Origin of the sequence: Nocardia harenae NBRC 108248, assembly GCF_001612885.1 — a bacterium.
Lineage (GTDB): Bacteria > Actinomycetota > Actinomycetes > Mycobacteriales > Mycobacteriaceae > Nocardia > Nocardia harenae.
Window position 1 is genome coordinate 24,852 of the sequence record NZ_BDBH01000014.1, and the last position, 16,591, is coordinate 41,442.

The 16,591-nt window shown below is 72.3% G+C and carries 15 protein-coding genes and 1 pseudogene; 5 read left to right on the top strand and 11 right to left on the bottom strand.

Features of this window, described 5'->3' with window-relative positions; all coding sequences use genetic code 11:
* Positions 1–2 precede the first annotated feature (2 nt).
* Positions 3–1,247, bottom strand: coding sequence for a serine hydrolase (locus tag NH2_RS25060; protein WP_245650751.1), 1,245 nt, complete (start codon positions 1,245–1,247; stop codon positions 3–5).
* 111 nt (positions 1,248–1,358) lie between these two features.
* On the opposite strand from NH2_RS25060, the gene NH2_RS25065 reads away from it, so the two are divergent.
* Positions 1,359–3,236, top strand: coding sequence for a hypothetical protein (locus NH2_RS25065; RefSeq protein ID WP_067659375.1), 1,878 nt, complete (start codon positions 1,359–1,361; stop codon positions 3,234–3,236).
* Here NH2_RS25065 and NH2_RS25070 read toward each other — a convergent pair.
* From NH2_RS25070 to NH2_RS25080, 3 genes are read right to left on the bottom strand one after another with little or no spacing between them, the layout of a single operon-like run.
* Positions 3,233–4,774 (bottom strand): acyl-CoA synthetase, encoded by a 1,542-nt coding sequence (locus NH2_RS25070; RefSeq protein WP_067659378.1) that lies wholly within the window; start codon positions 4,772–4,774, stop codon positions 3,233–3,235. The genes NH2_RS25065 and NH2_RS25070 overlap by 4 nt on opposite strands.
* Positions 4,774–5,907 (bottom strand): DUF5938 domain-containing protein, encoded by a 1,134-nt coding sequence (locus NH2_RS25075; RefSeq protein ID WP_067659381.1) that lies wholly within the window; start codon positions 5,905–5,907, stop codon positions 4,774–4,776. The genes NH2_RS25070 and NH2_RS25075 overlap by 1 nt, the downstream gene beginning before the upstream one ends.
* A gap of 27 nt (positions 5,908–5,934) precedes the next feature.
* Positions 5,935–6,729, bottom strand: a complete 795-nt coding sequence (locus NH2_RS25080; RefSeq protein ID WP_067659384.1) for an SDR family NAD(P)-dependent oxidoreductase — start codon at positions 6,727–6,729, stop codon at positions 5,935–5,937.
* Positions 6,730–6,857: 128 nt separating this feature from the next.
* Between NH2_RS25080 and NH2_RS25085 the strand changes: the two genes are divergently transcribed.
* Positions 6,858–7,460 carry a TetR/AcrR family transcriptional regulator gene (locus tag NH2_RS25085; protein ID WP_067659387.1) on the top strand — a complete coding sequence of 201 codons (603 nt, stop codon included), beginning with the start codon at positions 6,858–6,860 and terminating at the stop codon, positions 7,458–7,460.
* Positions 7,461–7,583: 123 nt separating this feature from the next.
* Here the strand turns inward: NH2_RS25085 and NH2_RS25090 are convergent, their stop codons facing one another.
* From NH2_RS25090 to NH2_RS25100, 3 genes are all read right to left on the bottom strand, one after another.
* Positions 7,584–8,138, bottom strand: a complete 555-nt coding sequence (locus tag NH2_RS25090) for a hypothetical protein (protein WP_067659390.1) — start codon at positions 8,136–8,138, stop codon at positions 7,584–7,586.
* A gap of 370 nt (positions 8,139–8,508) precedes the next feature.
* Complete coding sequence (locus NH2_RS25095; protein WP_067659393.1) at positions 8,509–8,865, bottom strand: rhodanese-like domain-containing protein; 357 nt, start codon at positions 8,863–8,865, stop codon at positions 8,509–8,511.
* A gap of 9 nt (positions 8,866–8,874) precedes the next feature.
* The gene (locus NH2_RS25100; protein ID WP_281202064.1) at positions 8,875–9,207 is read right to left on the bottom strand and encodes a MarR family transcriptional regulator; all 333 of its coding nucleotides are present in this window, start codon (positions 9,205–9,207) and stop codon (positions 8,875–8,877) included.
* On the opposite strand from NH2_RS25100, the gene NH2_RS25105 reads away from it, so the two are divergent.
* Positions 9,160–10,305, top strand: coding sequence for a serine hydrolase domain-containing protein (locus NH2_RS25105; RefSeq protein ID WP_281202062.1), 1,146 nt, complete (start codon positions 9,160–9,162; stop codon positions 10,303–10,305). The two genes, NH2_RS25100 and NH2_RS25105, sit on opposite strands and share 48 nt — an antisense overlap.
* Positions 10,306–10,498: 193 nt before the next feature.
* Here the strand turns inward: NH2_RS25105 and NH2_RS25110 are convergent, their stop codons facing one another.
* From NH2_RS25110 to NH2_RS25120, 3 genes are read right to left on the bottom strand one after another with little or no spacing between them, the layout of a single operon-like run.
* Positions 10,499–11,446: an endonuclease/exonuclease/phosphatase family protein gene (locus NH2_RS25110; RefSeq protein WP_369690065.1), complete on the bottom strand. Its 948-nt coding sequence runs from the start codon at positions 11,444–11,446 to the stop codon at positions 10,499–10,501.
* A 40-nt stretch (positions 11,447–11,486) separates the two neighbouring features.
* A complete protein-coding gene (locus NH2_RS25115) occupies positions 11,487–11,768 on the bottom strand; it encodes a hypothetical protein (RefSeq protein WP_067659401.1) in 282 nt (93 codons plus the stop codon).
* Positions 11,765–12,265: a nuclear transport factor 2 family protein gene (locus NH2_RS25120; RefSeq protein WP_067659406.1), complete on the bottom strand. Its 501-nt coding sequence runs from the start codon at positions 12,263–12,265 to the stop codon at positions 11,765–11,767. Before NH2_RS25120 ends, NH2_RS25115 begins: the two co-directional genes overlap by 4 nt.
* Positions 12,266–12,405: 140 nt before the next feature.
* Here NH2_RS25120 and NH2_RS25125 point away from each other — a divergent pair.
* Positions 12,406–12,678: pseudogene (locus tag NH2_RS25125) on the top strand (NAD(P)-binding domain-containing protein); the annotation flags it as partial.
* Between the two features lie 27 nt (positions 12,679–12,705).
* Here NH2_RS25125 and NH2_RS25130 read toward each other — a convergent pair.
* Positions 12,706–14,148 carry an aldehyde dehydrogenase family protein gene (locus tag NH2_RS25130; RefSeq protein ID WP_067659409.1) on the bottom strand — a complete coding sequence of 481 codons (1,443 nt, stop codon included), beginning with the start codon at positions 14,146–14,148 and terminating at the stop codon, positions 12,706–12,708.
* Positions 14,149–14,424: 276 nt separating this feature from the next.
* On the opposite strand from NH2_RS25130, the gene NH2_RS25135 reads away from it, so the two are divergent.
* The gene (locus tag NH2_RS25135; RefSeq protein ID WP_067659411.1) at positions 14,425–16,572 is read left to right on the top strand and encodes an MMPL family transporter; all 2,148 of its coding nucleotides are present in this window, start codon (positions 14,425–14,427) and stop codon (positions 16,570–16,572) included.
* The last annotated feature ends 19 nt before the right edge of the window (positions 16,573–16,591 follow it).

Genomic DNA, 16,591 nt, shown 5'->3' on the forward strand with positions numbered 1-16,591 from the left:
CCTCAGGGGTCGAAGGTCCGCTCCCCGGCGGGCAGCGGGGCGAAGCGCGCGGAGATCCGCGCGACCAGCCGCCACGGACGGTCCGTGTCGGTCGTGGCCTTGCCATTGGTCAGGACCGCACCGGACAGTCCGCGGGCGGGGTCGCCCCAGCCGTACTGGGTGGTGAGCCCGCTGCGCCCGAAGTGCGCCTCGGTATGCCTGCCGAACTTGGAGCGGCGCGCCCCCAGCTCGAACCCGGCCCGGCTCACCCGCCCGGCCGCGCCGGGCAGCCACGGCGCCGGCGCGACCGCCGCCCGCACGGTATCCGGCTCCATGATCCGCACACCGTCCGATTCGCCGCCGCGCGTGAGGATTTCGTAGAATCGCGAGAGTTCCTCGGCGGTGGTCACCAGGTTTCCGGACGGCAGTTCCGCGGTGAGGAAGCCGCGCACGGCGTCCGCCGAGATGGCGCCGCTCATTCCCCCGCCCAGCGCCTTGCGGGCCAGGTAGGCCGAGGCCTTCGATGCCGGCGGGCCGGTCTTCACGCTCGGTACCACCGCGTCGACCTGTTCCGCCGGGACGCCGAAATTGGTCCAGCGGAAACCGAGCGGGGTCAATATCTGTTCCGCCAGGTGGTCGCGGATCCGCTTGCCGGTCGCGGCGCGCACCACGGCGCGCTGGATCAACCCGCTGGTCAGCGCGTGGTACACGCGGAAGCGGCGGCGCGGCCACGCCGGTTTCAGGTCGGCCAGCGCGCGCAGCGCCAGCTCCTCGTCCACGATCAGCTCGGAGCCGCGGTAGGGCGGGGTGATGAACGGGATTCCGGCGGAGTGGGTCAGGACGTCGCCGATGGTGATCGCGCCCTTGCCGTTGGCGGCGAAGCCGGGCAGGTAGTCGGCGACCGGGTCGTCGGCGGCGAAGGCGCCCTGCTCCATCAGCAGGGCGGTGACGGCGGCGGCGACGCCCTTGGCGGTGGAGAAACCGCAGAACGGGGTGGCGGTGGTGAGCAGCACGCGTTCCGCGTCGGGGGCGTCCCCCGGGGCATTGCCCCAGCCGTGGCCGATGCCGCGGTTCAGCACCACCCGGCCGTTGCGGCGCAGGCAGAGCTGAATGGCGGGGGTGGTGCCGAGGCGGTACCAGTCGCGCACCGACTCCCAGACGGCGGCGATATCGGCGCGGGTCAGCCCGGCGTCGGCCGGATCGTCCTCGGGGCCGACGGTGGTCACCGAGTCGAGATCTCCGGTCACCCGGATCAGCGCGGCAGTCACCCGGCCCAGCTTAATCACCGTTCCGGCCGATCATCCGGGGGCGGATCGGCCGCGGGGGCACCGCCGTGCCACCATCGGAGCCGTGCTGCCGCCCGCGTCAGGTCCCGCTCCATGGCTGTGATCGCTGCCGCTCCGGCGCCGGTCGCCCGCGGCACCGGGCGGTCGCGGCTCCGGCCGGTGCTGATGGTGGCGTTGCTGCTGGTCGCGGTGCAGGTGGCCGTGCGGGCCGCTGTGGTCGCGCGCGGGTACTTCTACTGGGACGATCTGATCCTGATCGGGCGGTCGGGCAAGTATCCGCTGTTCTCGGCGGAGTTCCTCGGGTACGACCACGACGGGCATCTCATGCCGGGGGCCTTCGCCGTCGCGCATCTGCTCACCGATCTGTTTCCGCTGCAGTGGTGGCCGGCGGCGCTGTCCCTGGTGGTCGGGCAGGCGGTGGCATCGCTGGCTGTCGTGCGGGTGCTGTGGCTGCTGCTGCCGCGGTGGGCACTGCTCGGGCCGCTCGTCTTCTACCTGTTCACGCCGCTCACGCTGCCCGCCTTCGCCTGGTGGGCGGCGGGGTTGAACTCGCTGCCGATGCAGGCGGCGCTGGCCTGGGTGGCGGGGGACGCCCTGCGGCTCGTGCGCACCGGGGAGCGGCGGTACGCGGTCTCCGGGGTCGCGGTGACCGCTGTCGCGCTGCTGTTCTTCGAGAAGGCGGTGCTGGTGCCGTTCGTGGCGCTGGCGGTGGTGCTGGCCGCCGAGGGCCGGACCGCGTGGCGGCGCGCGGCGCCGCTGTGGCGGGGGGCGGCGGCGGTGCTCGCGGTGTGGGCCGTCGGGTACGTGGTGCTGGTGCGTGATCGGTTCACGATGCCACGGGCGGACATGGTCGTGGAGCTGGCGAATCACGGGGTGTCGTGGGGTGTGCTTCCCACACTGCTCGGTGGGCCGTGGGGATGGGAGCGGTGGAATCCGAGTCCGCCGTGGGCCGATCCGCCGCTCGCCCTGGTGATCATCGCGTGGCTGGTACCGGCGGCCGCGCTGGTGTGGTCCGTTCGCACACGGCACCGGACGGGCTGGGTGTGGGCGGCGGCGGCCGGGTACGTCGCGGTGTCGACGGCGGCCATGATCGTCACCCGGTCCGGGGACGAGACGGCCTACGAACTCGCCCGCACGCTGCGGTACCACACCGATTCCGCGGTGGTGATCGCGCTCGCCGCCGCCCTCGTGCCGGCCGCGCCACGCCGGACTCGCCGGCGCGCGGCACCCATTCCGCCGGACTCCCCCGCGCCGCACCCGCGTGCGGCCGCCGCTGCCCAGCGCAGCTCGCCCGGCCACACCGCAGCGAGCCTCGGGACCGGAACGACCTCCAGGCACCGACTGCTCGCCGCCCCCGCCGCCGCGCTCTTCATCGCCGGATCGCTCTGGTCCACCGCGACCTTCACCACGGCCTGGACCGACAACCCCACCCGCGCCTACCTCACCCAGGCCGAAGCCGCCCTCACCGCCCGCCCGGCGGTCCCCCTGCTCGACCAGGCCGTCTCGGTCTGGGTCCTGCTCCCGGTGGCCTACCCCAACAACCTGACCGGCCACGTCTTCGCGGCGCTCCCCGACCGCACCGAAATCGGCGCCACCACGACCGAACTGACAATCCTCGACGACAGCGGCCATCTCATCCCGGCCGACCTGTTCGCGGTCCGCTACGCCCTCCCCGGCCCGGTCCCCGGCTGCGGCACCCTCGTCACCGGCCGCATCACCCCGATTCCCGCCGACGGCCCGCTCCTCCCCGCCGAATGGACCGTCCAGCTCAACTACGTCGCCTCCGCCCCCGGCGAGCTCGACCTCCGCTTCCCCGGCGGCCCCGCCATCCGGGTCCCGGTGCTGAAGGGCCCGGGCACGGTCTACGCCCGCGTGCCGGGCGGCGGCGACGGACTCGAGGCCCGCTCCCGCACCCCCGGCACCACCGTCTGTATCGGCGGCAGCCCGATCGGCGGCGTGGTCCCGCGCTAGGCGCCGGCCAGCAACTGCTGCTTGATCTCGGTCTTCAACACCTTCCCGACCGTGGACCGCGGCAGATCCGCCCACACCTCCACCTGCTTGGGCGCCTTCACACTCCCGATCCGCTCCTTGACGAACGCGGTCAGCTCCGCGGAGTCGACCGTGCTGCCCGGCCGGAGGGTGAGCACGGCGGTGACCCGCTCACCCCACCTGTCGTCCGGCAGCCCGACCACCGCGCAGTCGGCGACCGCGGGGTGCGCCATGAGCGCCTGCTCCACCTCGGCGGAGTAGACATTGAAGCCGCCGGTGATGACCATGTCCTTGGCCCGGTCCACGATGTAGAGGAACCCGTCGGCGTCGAGGTAGCCGATATCGCCGGTGTGGTGCCAGCCGTGCGCCGACGCCTCGGCGGTGGCCTCGGGGTTCTTGTAGTAGCCGCGCATGACGAGCGAGCCGCGCACCACGATCTCGCCGCGCTCGCCGCCCGGGAGCAGCCTGCCGCCCTCGCCCATGATGGCGACGGTGACCAGCGGGGACGGGCGTCCGGCGGAGGCGAGCCGGGCGCGGGCGATGGAGCCGCTGTCGTCGAAGTGGTCCCGCGGGGCCATGGTGGAGACCATCATGGGCGCCTCGGTCTGGCCGAAGAGCTGCGCCATGACCGGGCCGATGCGGCGCAGCGCCTCCTCCAGCCGCGCCGCCGACATGGGGGCGGCGCCGTACCAGAAGCACTGGAGCGCGGTGAGATCGCGGCTCACCAGCGACGGATCGTCGAGGACCGGATAGATGAGCGTCGGCGGAAGGAAGGTGTGCGTGATGCGGTGCCGCTCGATGTGGTCGAGGAAGCCGGTGACGTCCGGCGCGCGCATGACCACGATCGAGCCGCCGAGGCAGAGCACCGGGAAGCAGAGCACCCCGGCGGCGTGCGTGAGCGGGGTCAGTGCCAGGTAGCGGGGGCGGGTGCCGTCCTCCGGCCACGGGTAACTCATGAGCGTGATCGCGGTCATGGCCTCCAGGTTGGCGCCGGTGAGCAGCACCCCCTTCGGCCTGCCGGTGGTGCCGCCGGTGCCCGCGATCATGGCGATGTCGTCGGGGGCGTGGCGGTCGACGGGTTCGCCCGCAGCACCGAGGAATTCGTCCCAGCCGAGCGTCTCCGGGGCCGTGTCGTCCAGGCACACCAGGGTGTGCAGGGCGGGCAGCGCCGCCCTGATCTCGGCGACCAGCGGGGCGAAGGAGCCCTGGAAGATCAGCACCGAGCAGTCGGTGAGCTGCAGGAAGTCCCGGTTCTCCGCGGCGGCGTTGCGCGGGTTGATCGGGCACCACACGGCGCCGGCCCTGCTGATGCCGAAGACGCAGGTGAAGGCGGTGGGGTCATTGGCGGAGAGGATGGCGACCTTGTCTCCGGGCGCAACCCCGCGCGCCACCAGCGCCGCCGCTACCCGGCCGCTGAGCTCGAGCACCTCGGCGTAACTCGCGGTGACGTCGTCGCAGACCAGACAGGGGGCGCCCGGGTCGAGCGACGCCCCCTTGTCCAGGAAGTCGGCGAGCCGCATCAGTTCGCCTGGTGGGTCAGCACCGGCTCGGCCACCAGGCCGAAGGCGCGCAGCTGGCCGAGCAGCTCGCGGTGCCCGAACGCCTGGCAGCCGGAGGCGAACCCGGTGCGCCTCGGCGGCTGCTGCAGCAGGTAGGACGCGGCGAAGGCCTGCAGGAGCCCGGTCTGCTTGTAGTTCTGGTTGCCGTGGATGACGCAGTGCGCGCGGCCGAGCGGACCGGACGCGTGCACCGAGTCCAGCGACTTGTTCAGCCGCGGGTTCTCCCGCGGCGGCATCACATTCATCACCTGGGCGGCGGTCGCGGTGAGCGCCTCGTCCCGCTCCTCGGGGTCCATGTCCTTGGTGGCCTCCAGCGCCTGCGCGACGATCTGGGGCACGCCGTTCATCAGCGCCGCGTTGAAGACGCCGCCCTGCGCCTTGCAATTCGCCACCCGCGGGTCGCGTTTGTACCAGACCGGGTGCGAGGTGCCGCCCCACGGCAGCGACATGGCCAGCTCGTGCTGCCCCGGCACCACCAGCGGCACCAGCCCCTGGTTCGGATCGAACTCCACGTAGCCGTTCTGTTGCAGATAATGCGCCCGCGAGGTGGCGGCGTTCACCAGAATGGTGCGGGTGGAGGCGATCGTCGGGGAGCCGCCCCAGAACACCGCGATATCGAGCGAGTCGAGACCGGGCTTCGCCAAACACAATTCGGCCGCGATCTCGCCGGTGGTGTACATGTGCGCCAGTCCGGGTGCGAGCAGCAGCCCGGCGGCGGCGAAATCGGCGCCGTACTTCTCGTCGCAGGTGATGAGCCAGTCCTGCTCGCCGGTGGTGTCCAGGTAGTTGGCACCCGCGCCCAGGCACGCCTCTACCACCTCGGGGCCGAACGAGCTGAACGGACCGACGGTATTGCACACCACCGAGGCGCCGCGGAAAAGCTCGGTGAGCGCGGCGACCTCGTGGCCGACCTCGGCGATCTCGTAGTCGGCGGTCTCGATGCCCGCGACATTGGTCTCCATCGAGCTCTTCAGCTTGCCGCTGTCCCGGCCCGCCGCCAGGAACGGAATCCCGTACTCGCGCAGGTACTCACAGACGAGGCGGCCGGTGTAGCCGGAGGCGCCGTAGACGACGACGGGCTTGCTGCTGGTCATGATGGTCTCGCTTCCTGGTCGGAGGGGTCACATACCCATGCCGCCGTCGACCGGCAGGCCGGCGCCGTTGACGAAGGCGGCGGCGTCGGAGGCGAGGAAGACCACCGCGTTCGCGATGTCCTCGGTGGCGGCCAAGCGCCCGGACGGGGTGAGCTCGACGACCGCGCCGACCGCCTCCTCCGGCGAGCCGAAGAGCCCCAGCCTCGCCACATCGTCGGCCAGCCCGGCGCCCATCTCGTTCGGCACCAGCCCCGGGTACAGACAGTTCACCCGGACCCCGTAGCCGAGCTTGCCGCTCTCCATGGCCGCGACCCTGGTGAGCCGGTCCACCGCCGACTTGGTGGCGGAGTAGACCGCGATCGCCGGGAAGGCGATGGTCGCCGCCACCGAGGCGATATTGACGACCGACCCGCCCCTGCCCGCCGCTCCGCCGGGGCGCATGGTGCGGAAGGCGTGCTTGATGCCGAGCGCGGTGCCGAGCACATTGACGTCCAGCATCGTCCGCACCCCGGCCGGGTCCAGGTCGGCGAGCAGGCTGGTGATCTCCACACCCGCGTTGTTGACCACGATATCCAGCCCGCCCAGCTGCTCCACCGCAGACGCCGTCGCGGCCTCCCAGGAGGCATCGTCGGTGACGTCCAGATGCACGAAACCGTGCCCTGCGCCGAGGGTCTCGGCGAGCTTGGCGCCGCGATCGTCCTGGATATCGGCGATCACGACGCTCGCCCCGGCCCTGGCCAGCGCGTGCGCCATCCCTTCGCCGAGTCCTTGCGCGCCGCCGGTGACGAGGGCGGAACGGCCGGTCAGGTCCATGTGGGTCATCTGCGCTCCTTCTACGAGGTGATGCGGGTCACACATTTCCATCATTTTATGACAGTTGTCAAGACTTTCTCGGTCAAGCGTCAAGATTCTGCTGGTCAATCGTCAAGACAACCGGTTAAACTCGGGCCATGCCCCGCGCCAACCCGATCGACAAGCACGACCTGCGCCGCCGCGCGCTCGCGGACTCCGCGCTGCGCACGCTCGGCGAGCTCGGCTACGCCCGGTCGTCACTGCGCGAGATCGCGAACAACTCGGAGTTCTCGCACGGCGTGGTGCACTACTACTTCCAGGACAAGCTGCAGCTCATTGTCTACTGCGTCATGCAGTACAAGCAGACCTGCGTCACCCGCTACGACGGCGTGATCGCCGACGCCACCACCCCCGGCGGGCTGGTCGCCGCCTTCGCCGACAAACTGGTGGAGACCATCGTGGACGAGGCGCCCATGCACCGGCTCTGGTACGACCTGCGCTCGCAGAGCATGTTCGAGGAGAGCCTGCGCGAGGCGGTCGGGCAGATCGACCGGCTGCTGGAGGAGATGATCTGGCACGTCGTCACCCGGTACGCCGCGCTCTCCGGGGTGGCGCCCGGAATGTCGCCGAATACCGCGTACGGCATGCTCGACGGGTTGTTCCAGCAGGCGCTGCTCGGGTATCTGAGCGGGCGGGCGGAGGCGCTGGAGGCGCTGCGGGAGCAGGTGCGGCGGGTCATGCCGCTGGTGCTCGCGGGGTGAGCGGGGCCGCGCCGGTCAGGTCGAGCGACGGCGTCGCGATGCGGCCGGGCTCCGCGCCGCCGCGCGACGAGATCGACTTCGCCGATGGGGGTGGCGCGGCTCGTCGCGGTGCCGGTGCGGTCCTCAGCGCACCAGGCGCAGGCAGGCCCGGGTCCCGCCGGCCAGGCTGTCGAGCCACTCCTGCGCGCCGTCCCAGCCGTCGGCGCGGGCGCACTGCAGCAGCAGCCGCAGCGCGGAGAGGGTGAACTGGCGTTCCCGCGGACCGAGCGACAGCAACCCGCTCGCACGCTGCTGCCAGTGCGGCGCGCCGTGGTCCGGGTAGGCGACCTGCTCGGCCGCCATCTGCGCGACGACGGCCTCGTGCAGCCCGGCCCGGCGCGGGTCCTCGTCCAGCCAGCGCAGCGCGCCGACCGCCCGGCCCCAGGAGGTGAGGCGGTGCTCGAAGCAGAGCGGGACGCTCCGCGAGTCCGGCCGGAGCGGCTCGAAATCTGTTAGCAGCTCGCGCATTCCAGCCGTGGTGAGGCCGTCCCACCAGCGCACGGTCATGGTGTCGACGGCGCCGCTCCCATTCGCGGGGCCGGTGCGAACGAGGTGCACCCGGCAGCCGGCCAGCTCGGCCAGCCGCGCGGAGGCCCGCACCAGCTCACCGTCGACCACATCGGCGCATTCCGATCCCATGCTCGCCTCCCTCCTGCGCATACGGCAAATATGCCGCAACAATACGGAACCGCGGCCGCGCGCGGCCGGTTACCGCGGAAATGGCACCGCCCCCGCCCGGAGTATCCGGACGGGGGCGGGTGGTACGTGGTCGAGCGCTCAGGAGGAGCCGGTCTCACCGAAGAGCAGGTCACCGAGGCCGCCGAGCAGCTCGAGCAGCAGTTCCACAAGACCCATGATCGTTCTCCCCGTTCTTTCTCGAACGCGACCGGGGGCCTTCCCCGACGCCCCAGCGACGTTAATGGGGCTTGGTCACCCGAATCGAGGAAAGTTACAGGTCAGAGGGATTACCGCCGGGAGCCCGCACCGAACCGTGGGCAGCGGCGCGGGTTTACTCCACCGATTCCCGGCCACGGCCGGTCAGCGCGCCGCCCGCCGCCCGCCACTGGATCAGCCCGCCGCTCATGTTCACCGCGTCGAAGCCGTTCTCCACCAGTAGGTTGGCCGCGCCCGCCGAGCGCAGCCCGCCGGTGCAGAAGGCGATGAGCAGCCGATCCTCCGGCAGTTCGGGGCAGCGGTCGAGCAGCACCTCCAGCGGCAGGTGCACCGACCTGGGGATGTGCGTGCGGTTCCACTCGAACTCGCGCCTGACATCGACGATCAGCGCGCCGTCGGCCACCAGCCGCAGCGCCTCGGGGGCACTCACCGCCGGTGGTCTGCGCAGGTAGTGCCGGAGCTTCGTACTCATTCCTTCAGTCTAGCTGAAGGTCATCCGGCGCAGCTCGGCGCGCAACCCCTCGGTCAGCTCCGGGTGCCGCGCCGCGAATTCGGCATCCAGCCCGGCCACGACCGCCGCAGCCCGCGCGAGCAGCTGCTCCCCCACCGCCGTCACCCGCAGCGTCGACGCCGCCCCCGGCTGCGCCGTCCCGTCGTCCACCAGCCCCGCCGCGACGAACCCGCTGACCGCCGTGTGCGCGCTCTGCACGGTGATGCGCGAGCGCCGCGCCAGCTCGCTGAACGAGATCCCCGGGGTGCCGCGCACATGCCCGAGCAGCCCGTACTTGCGCGTCGTCAGCCCGAGCGGTTTCAGCGCGTCGGCGTAGGCCGCGTCCCACACCCTGGCCACCGTCAGGAGGGCGATGGTGGGGCTGAAGGGTGGGGGCTCGGGCATGGGGGCAGGGTACGCGGCGCCCGCCGCCGGCCGGGCGAGGTGGCGGCGGGACTCGGTGCCGACGGGGATCCGGTGCTGGATGCCTGGGGCGGTTTCCGGGACGCGGCGCGCACGTTGCCATGGGAGCGCGACACCATCGTGAACGTCTGGTCCACCACCAAGACCATGGTCGCGCTCTGCGCGCTGCTCCTCGCCGACCGCGGCGAGCTGGAGCTGGATGCCCCGGTTGCCGGGTACTGGCCGGAGTTCGCCGCGGCGGGCAAGGGCGAGGTCCGGGTGCGGCACCTGCTCGGCCACACCGCGGGGCTGCCGGACTGGGGCAGACCGATCACCGCCGCCGAGCTCTACGACGGCCCCGCGGTCACCGCGGCGCTCGCGGCGCCGGCGCCCGCCTGGGAGCCGGGGACGGTGGCCGGATACCACGCCGTCACCTTCGGCTTCCTGCTCGGCGAGGTGATCGCGCGGGTCAGCGGCCGCAGCGTGGGGCGGTTCTTCGCCGACGAGGTCGCCGCGCCGCTCGGCGCCGACTTCCACATCGGGCTGGCGGCCGAGCACGACCACCGGGTCGCCGAACTCGTCCCCGACCCGACCGGGGACAGCCCGGACGGCTTCCCGGTCGGCGTCTCCGACGCCAACACCGCGGCCTGGCGGCGCGCGGAGATCCCGGCGATCAACGGCCACGGCAATGCCCGCTCGGTCGCGCTGGTGCAGTCGGTGCTCGCCTGCGGCGGCAGCGTGGGCGGCAAGCGGCTGCTCTCCGCGGCGGGCGCGGAGCGGGTCTTCGACGAGCAGTTCGCCGGGACCGACCTGGTGCTCGGGCAGCCCATCCGCTGGGGTCTCGGCTACCGGCTGGAGAACCGCACCTGCTCGTGGGGCGGCTGGGGCGGCTCGGTGGTGCTGGCCGATGCCGAGCAGCGGATGGCGGTGGCTTACACCATGAACCAGGTGCTCTGGCAGGACGGCTACGGCCGCGGGCTCGAGGTCGTGTTCGCCGCCTACGACGGCCTCGTCTCCTGACCAGAACGGCGCCCCGCCCGCACCGGCCGGGGCGCCGTCCGGGCGCGCTACGCCGCGCTGAGACTGCTCAGCACGATATTGAGCGTCGCGAGAAGGAGATTCAACACTGTCCGGCTTCTTCCTCGTCCGTTCGGCACGCCGTTCTCGGCAGCCACCGAGAAGCTAACAGAACCGAGTTCGAAATGCGGTCGTTTCAGGAGTCCAGCCGCACCCGCGCGACCAGCGCGCGGTGGTCGGCGCCGGGCAGCGCCACCGTCTCCACGCCGTGCGCCCGGCCGCCCGCGAGGAGGATGTGGTCGATGCCGACCAGCGGCGGGTACCGCTTGTCGGCCGGGTAGGTGCGCAGCAGCCCGGCGCCGGACTGCTCGGCGGCGTCCCGGAGGCGGCCGGTGAGCCAGCGCCGGAACTGCGCGTGGTCGTGGGTGGCGTTGAAGTCGCCGCCGACCACCACCGGGCGGTCGGCGGGCGCGCGCTCGACCAGGGCGCGCAGTCGCTCCAGCTCCCCCGCCCAGACGTCGATGCCATAGACCGGCGGCACCGGGTGCAGGGCGAAGACCGCCACCGGGCCCGCGCCGGGGATCTCGGCGGTGGCGCCGAGCTGGTTGAGCACGAAGCCGTCGAACTCGACGGTGCCGGTGAGCGGGAAACGGCTCCAGATGCCGGTGCCCGACGCGGTGCGGCCCGGCGAGACGTAGCGGTGCGGGAGCAGGGCGTCCAGCCCGGCGGCGGCCAGGCCGTCCAGCGCGGCGGGGGTGAGTTCGTTCACGGTGAGCAGGTCGACCTCGCGCTCGCGCACCGCGCCGACGAAGGCGGCGGGGTCGGCGCCGTCGAAGAGCAGGTTGGCCTGGGCGACGGTGAACTCAGGGCCGGAGCCCGTAACGGCGCCGCCGGTGAACAGCGGCGCCTGGGTCCAGGCCGCCACCCCCGCCACGAGGACGGCGACCAGCGCACCGGCCCAGCTCCGCACCCCGGCGAAGAGCAGCGCGGCGAGCACGGCGCCGAGCATGAGGTACGGCGCCAGCGCGGCCGCCAGCACCGGCAGCCGCGCGTCGAACGGGCTGTAGTGCAGCGCCACCCCGGCCGCCCCGGCCAGCACGGCCGTCCACCCGAGCACCTCGGCACCGACCCGCACCGTGCTCACGGGCGCCACCACCCCGCGCGCCCGGGGGGCCGCACCGTGCTCACGGCCCCACCACCTCCGCCTCCCAGCGGGCCCGGCGCTCGGCCTCGGACTGCTCCCACCACGGGGTGCCGCGCTCACCGAGCGCCACCTTCACCGCCTGCACGCCGTCCCGCGCCGCGCGGGCGCCCTCGGTGCGCCGCACCTCACGCCGCCACGCCATGAGGATGGATTGCAACTCGGCGCGGCGCTCCTCCGGAATGAGCGGGTCGGTGGCGCGCCAGCGGCGGCCGTCGACCACGATGTACCGCCCGTCGGGGGTGTGCTCGACCTCCCGGCTCATGGGAAGGTCCCCGGGGTGAGCGCGGCGTCCGGGCCGAGCGGGCGGCGCAGCCGCCAGCGCTCGGTGAGCGTGCTCGCCGCCATCAGCCAGGCGCCGTCCTCCAGCACGTACTCGTCGCGGTACTCGCCGGTCATCAGCGTCTCGGTGCGGTCGAGCAGGTTCACCTGGCGGAACTTCAGCGTCCACGCGCCGGTGGCGGTGGCGGCCGAGGTCAGGGTGATCTCCGGGTGCACGGCGTGGTGCATGTCGAAGATCACGAACTCGCCGTCCACCCGGTGCCGGGCCACCCGGCCGAAGAGCGCCGCCATCGGCTCGGCGTCGTCGTACACGCCGAGCGGGCCGTAGTCGATGCGCGCGCCGGAGCGCACGAAGCAGGCGCGGAAGGCGGTGGCGTCCTTGGCGTCGCAGGCCCGCAGGTACCGGTATTTGAGCTGCTTGATCGCCTCGATCCGGTCGAGATCGTCGAGGCGCCGGGCCAGCTCGTCGGAGGACGTCATCCCTGCACGGTAGGCGGCCCTCCGGCGGCCGCGAAACCGGTTCGTGCGTTCGGGGCCGTGGCGTACCGGACGCGCGGCAGCAAGGCCGAGAATTCCCTGCTCCGCCCGGAGATCGGCTGGTCGACGCCAACGGATGTCGAATTTGGTGGAAGCGGCTGCTGGAGAACGGCCTGTCCGCGGGGGCGCCCGGCCGGATCGCGCTGCCGATCGCCGGGGACGACGCGGCGGCCAAGCGCGTCGTGAGCGCGCTCGTGGACGAGCTCGGCTTCGACCCGGTGGACGCGGGCACGCTCGCCGAATCCTGGCGCCGGCACCCGGGAACCCCGGTGTACGGCAAGGACTTCGACGCCGCGCGCACGAAGGCGGCGCTCGCGGAGGCGAGCGCCGAGCGGACCGCGGAGTGGCGGGCCTGAGCGGCCGGAGCCGGGGCGGGCCCGCGCTCAGTGGCCGATGTAGACCGACTTGGTGTTGAAGTAGGACTCCAGCCCCTTCTTGCCGCGCTCCCCGCCCCAGCCGGACTGCTTGTGCCCGCAGATCGGCATGGACGGGTCGGAGGCGAGCGCCGAGTTCACCCAGACCTGGCCCGCGCGCAGCTCGTTCAGCACGCGGTGCGCGCGGCCCAGGTTCTCGGTCCAGATGGAGCCGGCGAGGCCGTAGTGGGTGTCGTTGGCGGCGGCGATCACCTCGTCCTCGTCGTCGAACGGGATGACCGAGCCGACCGGGCCGAAGATCTCCTCGCGGATGAGCCGCATGTCCGGGGTGGTGCCGGTGACGATGGTGGCCTCGTAGAAGTAGCCGGGGCGGTCGAGCGGCTTGCCGCCGGTGATGATCTCCGCTCCCTTCGACACCCCCTCCCGCACGATGCCGTCGACCCGCTCGCGCTGCTTCTGGCTGATCAGCGGGCCGAGCACGGAGTTCGGATCCTCGCTGCCGCCCATCGGGAGCATCCGGGCGAAGCCCGCGAGCCCCTCGACCACCTGCTCGTAGATGCCGCGCTGCACGTACATGCGCGAGGTGCAGGAGCAGTTCTGGCCGGAGCCGGCCAGCAGCCCCATGCCCGCGCCCATGATCGCCCTGCTCAGGTCGGCGTCGTCGAACATGATCAGCGGCGACTTGCCGCCGAGCTCGAGGGTGAGCCGCTTGAGGTTGCCCGCCGCCGCCTTGACGATCAGCTTGCCGACCTCGGTCGAGCCGGTGAAGGCGATCTTGTCCACATCCGGGTGCGCGGTGAGCGCGGCGCCGGTGGTCTCGCCGTAGCCGGTGATCACGGTGAGCACGCCGTCCGGCAGCCCGGCCGCGCGGAAGATCTCCTCCAGCTTCAGCGCACTGAGCGGGGTCTCCTCGGCGGGTTTGAGCACGGCGCTGCACCCGGCGGCCAGCGCGGGCGCCACCTTCAGCATGGCGATGAAGAACGGGCCGTTCCACGGGATGATGAGCCCGACCACGCCGACCGGCTCCAGCTGGGTGAAGGTGTGGTAGTTCTCGAAGGTGCCGAGCAGGCCGTCGGAGACCAGGTTGGCCGACTCGCCGTGGATCTTGCCGACCCAGCCCGCGTAGTACACCAGCATCTCCTGCGAGACCTTGATGATGTGCCGCGCCGCGGTGGCGTTCATGCCGTTGTCCTGCGCCTCCAGCTCGGCGAGCTCGTCGGTGCGGGCCTTGATGATCTCCGCGGCGCGGAACAGCACGTCGGCGCGGTGCGCGGCGGGCAGCTTGCGCCAGACGCCGGACTCGAAGGTCTCCCGCGCCCGCGCCACCGCCGCGTCGACGGCCTGCTGGTCCGAGTCGGCGACCTCGCCGATCCGCTGCTCGGTGGACGGGTTGTAGACCGGGATGATCCCCGCGTTCTCGACCCCGGGTTCGACGTCGGCGGTGCTGCTCACAGTTGCTCACCCTCCGCGATGCTGGTTCTGCGCGACCCCAGGAGAATATCACTCTCAATTTACGGAAACGATACTTTCGTCGTGTGACGCCGGGGCGGGCGCCCGCGCCCGGGGCTCGGCCGTCCGGATAACGGCTCGCGCGGCACGCCCGGCTCTGCGAGCATGGCATCGCCGCCGCTGCCGCGGCGTCGTAGAGTTGCCACGTCCGCGCGCTCCGCTCGTGCGAATCGCGCTCCCGCTCAGCTATTTCCGGTTTCCGAAAGGGGTTCGAGGCCCATGTTCGCACGGCTGGGCGCGATAGTCGTCCATCATCCGCTCGAGGTGATCGGGCTGTGGCTGCTGCTGGCGGTCGCGGTCGTGACTGCGGCTCCCGCGCTGGAATCGACCACCGATCAATCCGCCTTCCTGCCCGCGCATTACGAGTCCATCCAGGCGATGGAGATCCAGCAGGAGGCGTTCCCGGAGAGCTCGGCGCCCGCGGCGATCATCGTCTTCGCCAGGGCCGACGGCGCGCCGCTCACCGACCAGGACACCGCCGCGGTGCTCCGCATCGGCACCGAGCTGCGGGAGGCGACGATCGCCGACGTCACCGGGCTCACGCCGGTGCCGCCATCGGAGAACCGGCTGATCCAGATCATCGCGGTGCAGATGACCACGGTGACCGACCCGAGCGATCCGGCGCAGACCGACGCGGTGGTGGCGCTGCGCGCGGAACTGAGCGAGCGGGTGAGCGGCACCGAGCTGCGCGCCGGCATCACCGGCCAGGCCGCGCAGGTGCTGGACCAGCAGGAATCCAGCGAGAAGGGGCTTGCCATCGTCGGCGTCGCCACCATCGTGCTGATTCTGGTGCTGCTGCTGGTGATCTTCCGCAGCCCGGTGATCGCGCTGCTCCCGGTCATCGTCATCGGCGCGGTCTCCAGCATGGTGAACGGGCTGATCGGCGCGGTGTCGAAGGCCTTCGACCTGCAGATCGACGCCTCGATCAGCGCCATCCTGCTGGTCGTCCTCTTCGGCGTCGGCACCGACTACATCCTGTTCCTCATGTTCCGCTACCGCGAGCAGCTGCGTGCGGGCGACGACCCGAAGACCGCCATGGTGCATGCCGTCGCCCGGGTCGGCGAGGCGATCACCTCGGCCGCGGGCGCGGTGATCATCGCCTTCCTCGCGCTGCTGCTCTCCACGCTCGGCATGTTCCGGGCGATGGGGCCCGCGCTGGCGATCGCCGTCGCGGTGGCGCTGGCCGCGGGGCTGACGCTGGTGCCCGCGGTGGTGTCGCTGCTCGGAACGAAGGTGTTCTGGCCGTCGAAGAACTGGCGGCACGAGCCGACCGGGACCCGGTTCCGGGCCGCCGGTACCGCGCTCGGCGCCAGGCCCGCGCTCTTCGCCGCGGTCTCCGGCGGGGTGCTGCTGGTGCTCGGCGTGTTCGCGCTCGGCTTCCACCCGACCTTCGACCTCAGCTCCGGCTCCACCTCGGCGGAGTCCGAATCCGTCGTCTACAGCAGGGAACTGGTGAAGGGGATGCCCGCGGGCACCACCCAGCCCTCGGACGTGCTGCTGCGCTCCGGCGGGGGTGCGCTCACCGCCGAGCAGCTCGGCGCCTACCGCAGCGCGCTGGCCGGGGTGCCCGGCGTCGGGCAGGTGGCGGAGCCGAAGCTCTCCGCCGACCGGTCGATCGCCGATTTCTCGGTCACGCTCTCCGACGCACCGGAATCCGATGCCGCGCTCGCCACCGTCGAGGGGCCGCTGCGGGCGACCGCGCACGGCGCCGCGCCGGCCGGCGCCACCGCCGCGGTGGGCGGGTTGACCTCGATCTTCGTCGACTTCCAGGACGCCATGGCGCGGGACTACTCGATCGTCTTCCCGGTGGCGGCGGTGCTCATCATGATCGTGCTCGGGCTGCTGCTGCGCAGCCTGGTGGCGCCGTGGTACCTCATGGTCTCGGTATTCCTCGGCTTCGCGGCGACGCTCGGCGCCACGGTGCTGGTCTTCCAGCACGCGCGCGGGGAGTCCGGGCTGATCTTCACGCTGCCGGTGATCATGTACCTGTTCGTGGTCGCGCTCGGTACCGATTACAACATCCTCATGGTGGCGCGGTTGCGCGAGGAGGCGCGGGCCGGGGTCGAGCCGAGGGAGGCCGCTGCGCTCGCGGTCCGGCACACCGGGCCGACCATCGCGGCGGCCGGGGTGATCCTGGCAGGCACCTTCGCCTCCATGATGCTGGCGGGCAACACCGTGCTCTCCCAGATGGGGTTCGCCATCTCGGTCGGGATCGGCATCGCGGCCTTCGTCATGGCGATGTTCTTCACCCCCGCGCTCACCGCGCTGATCGGGCACGCGGCATGGTGGCCGGGGCACGCGGACCGCGGGCCGGAGCGGGCCGAGGGGGTCGAGGCGCCCGAGTCCGCGGCGCGGGCCGCGGACTGACCCCGGCACGGCCGGGCGG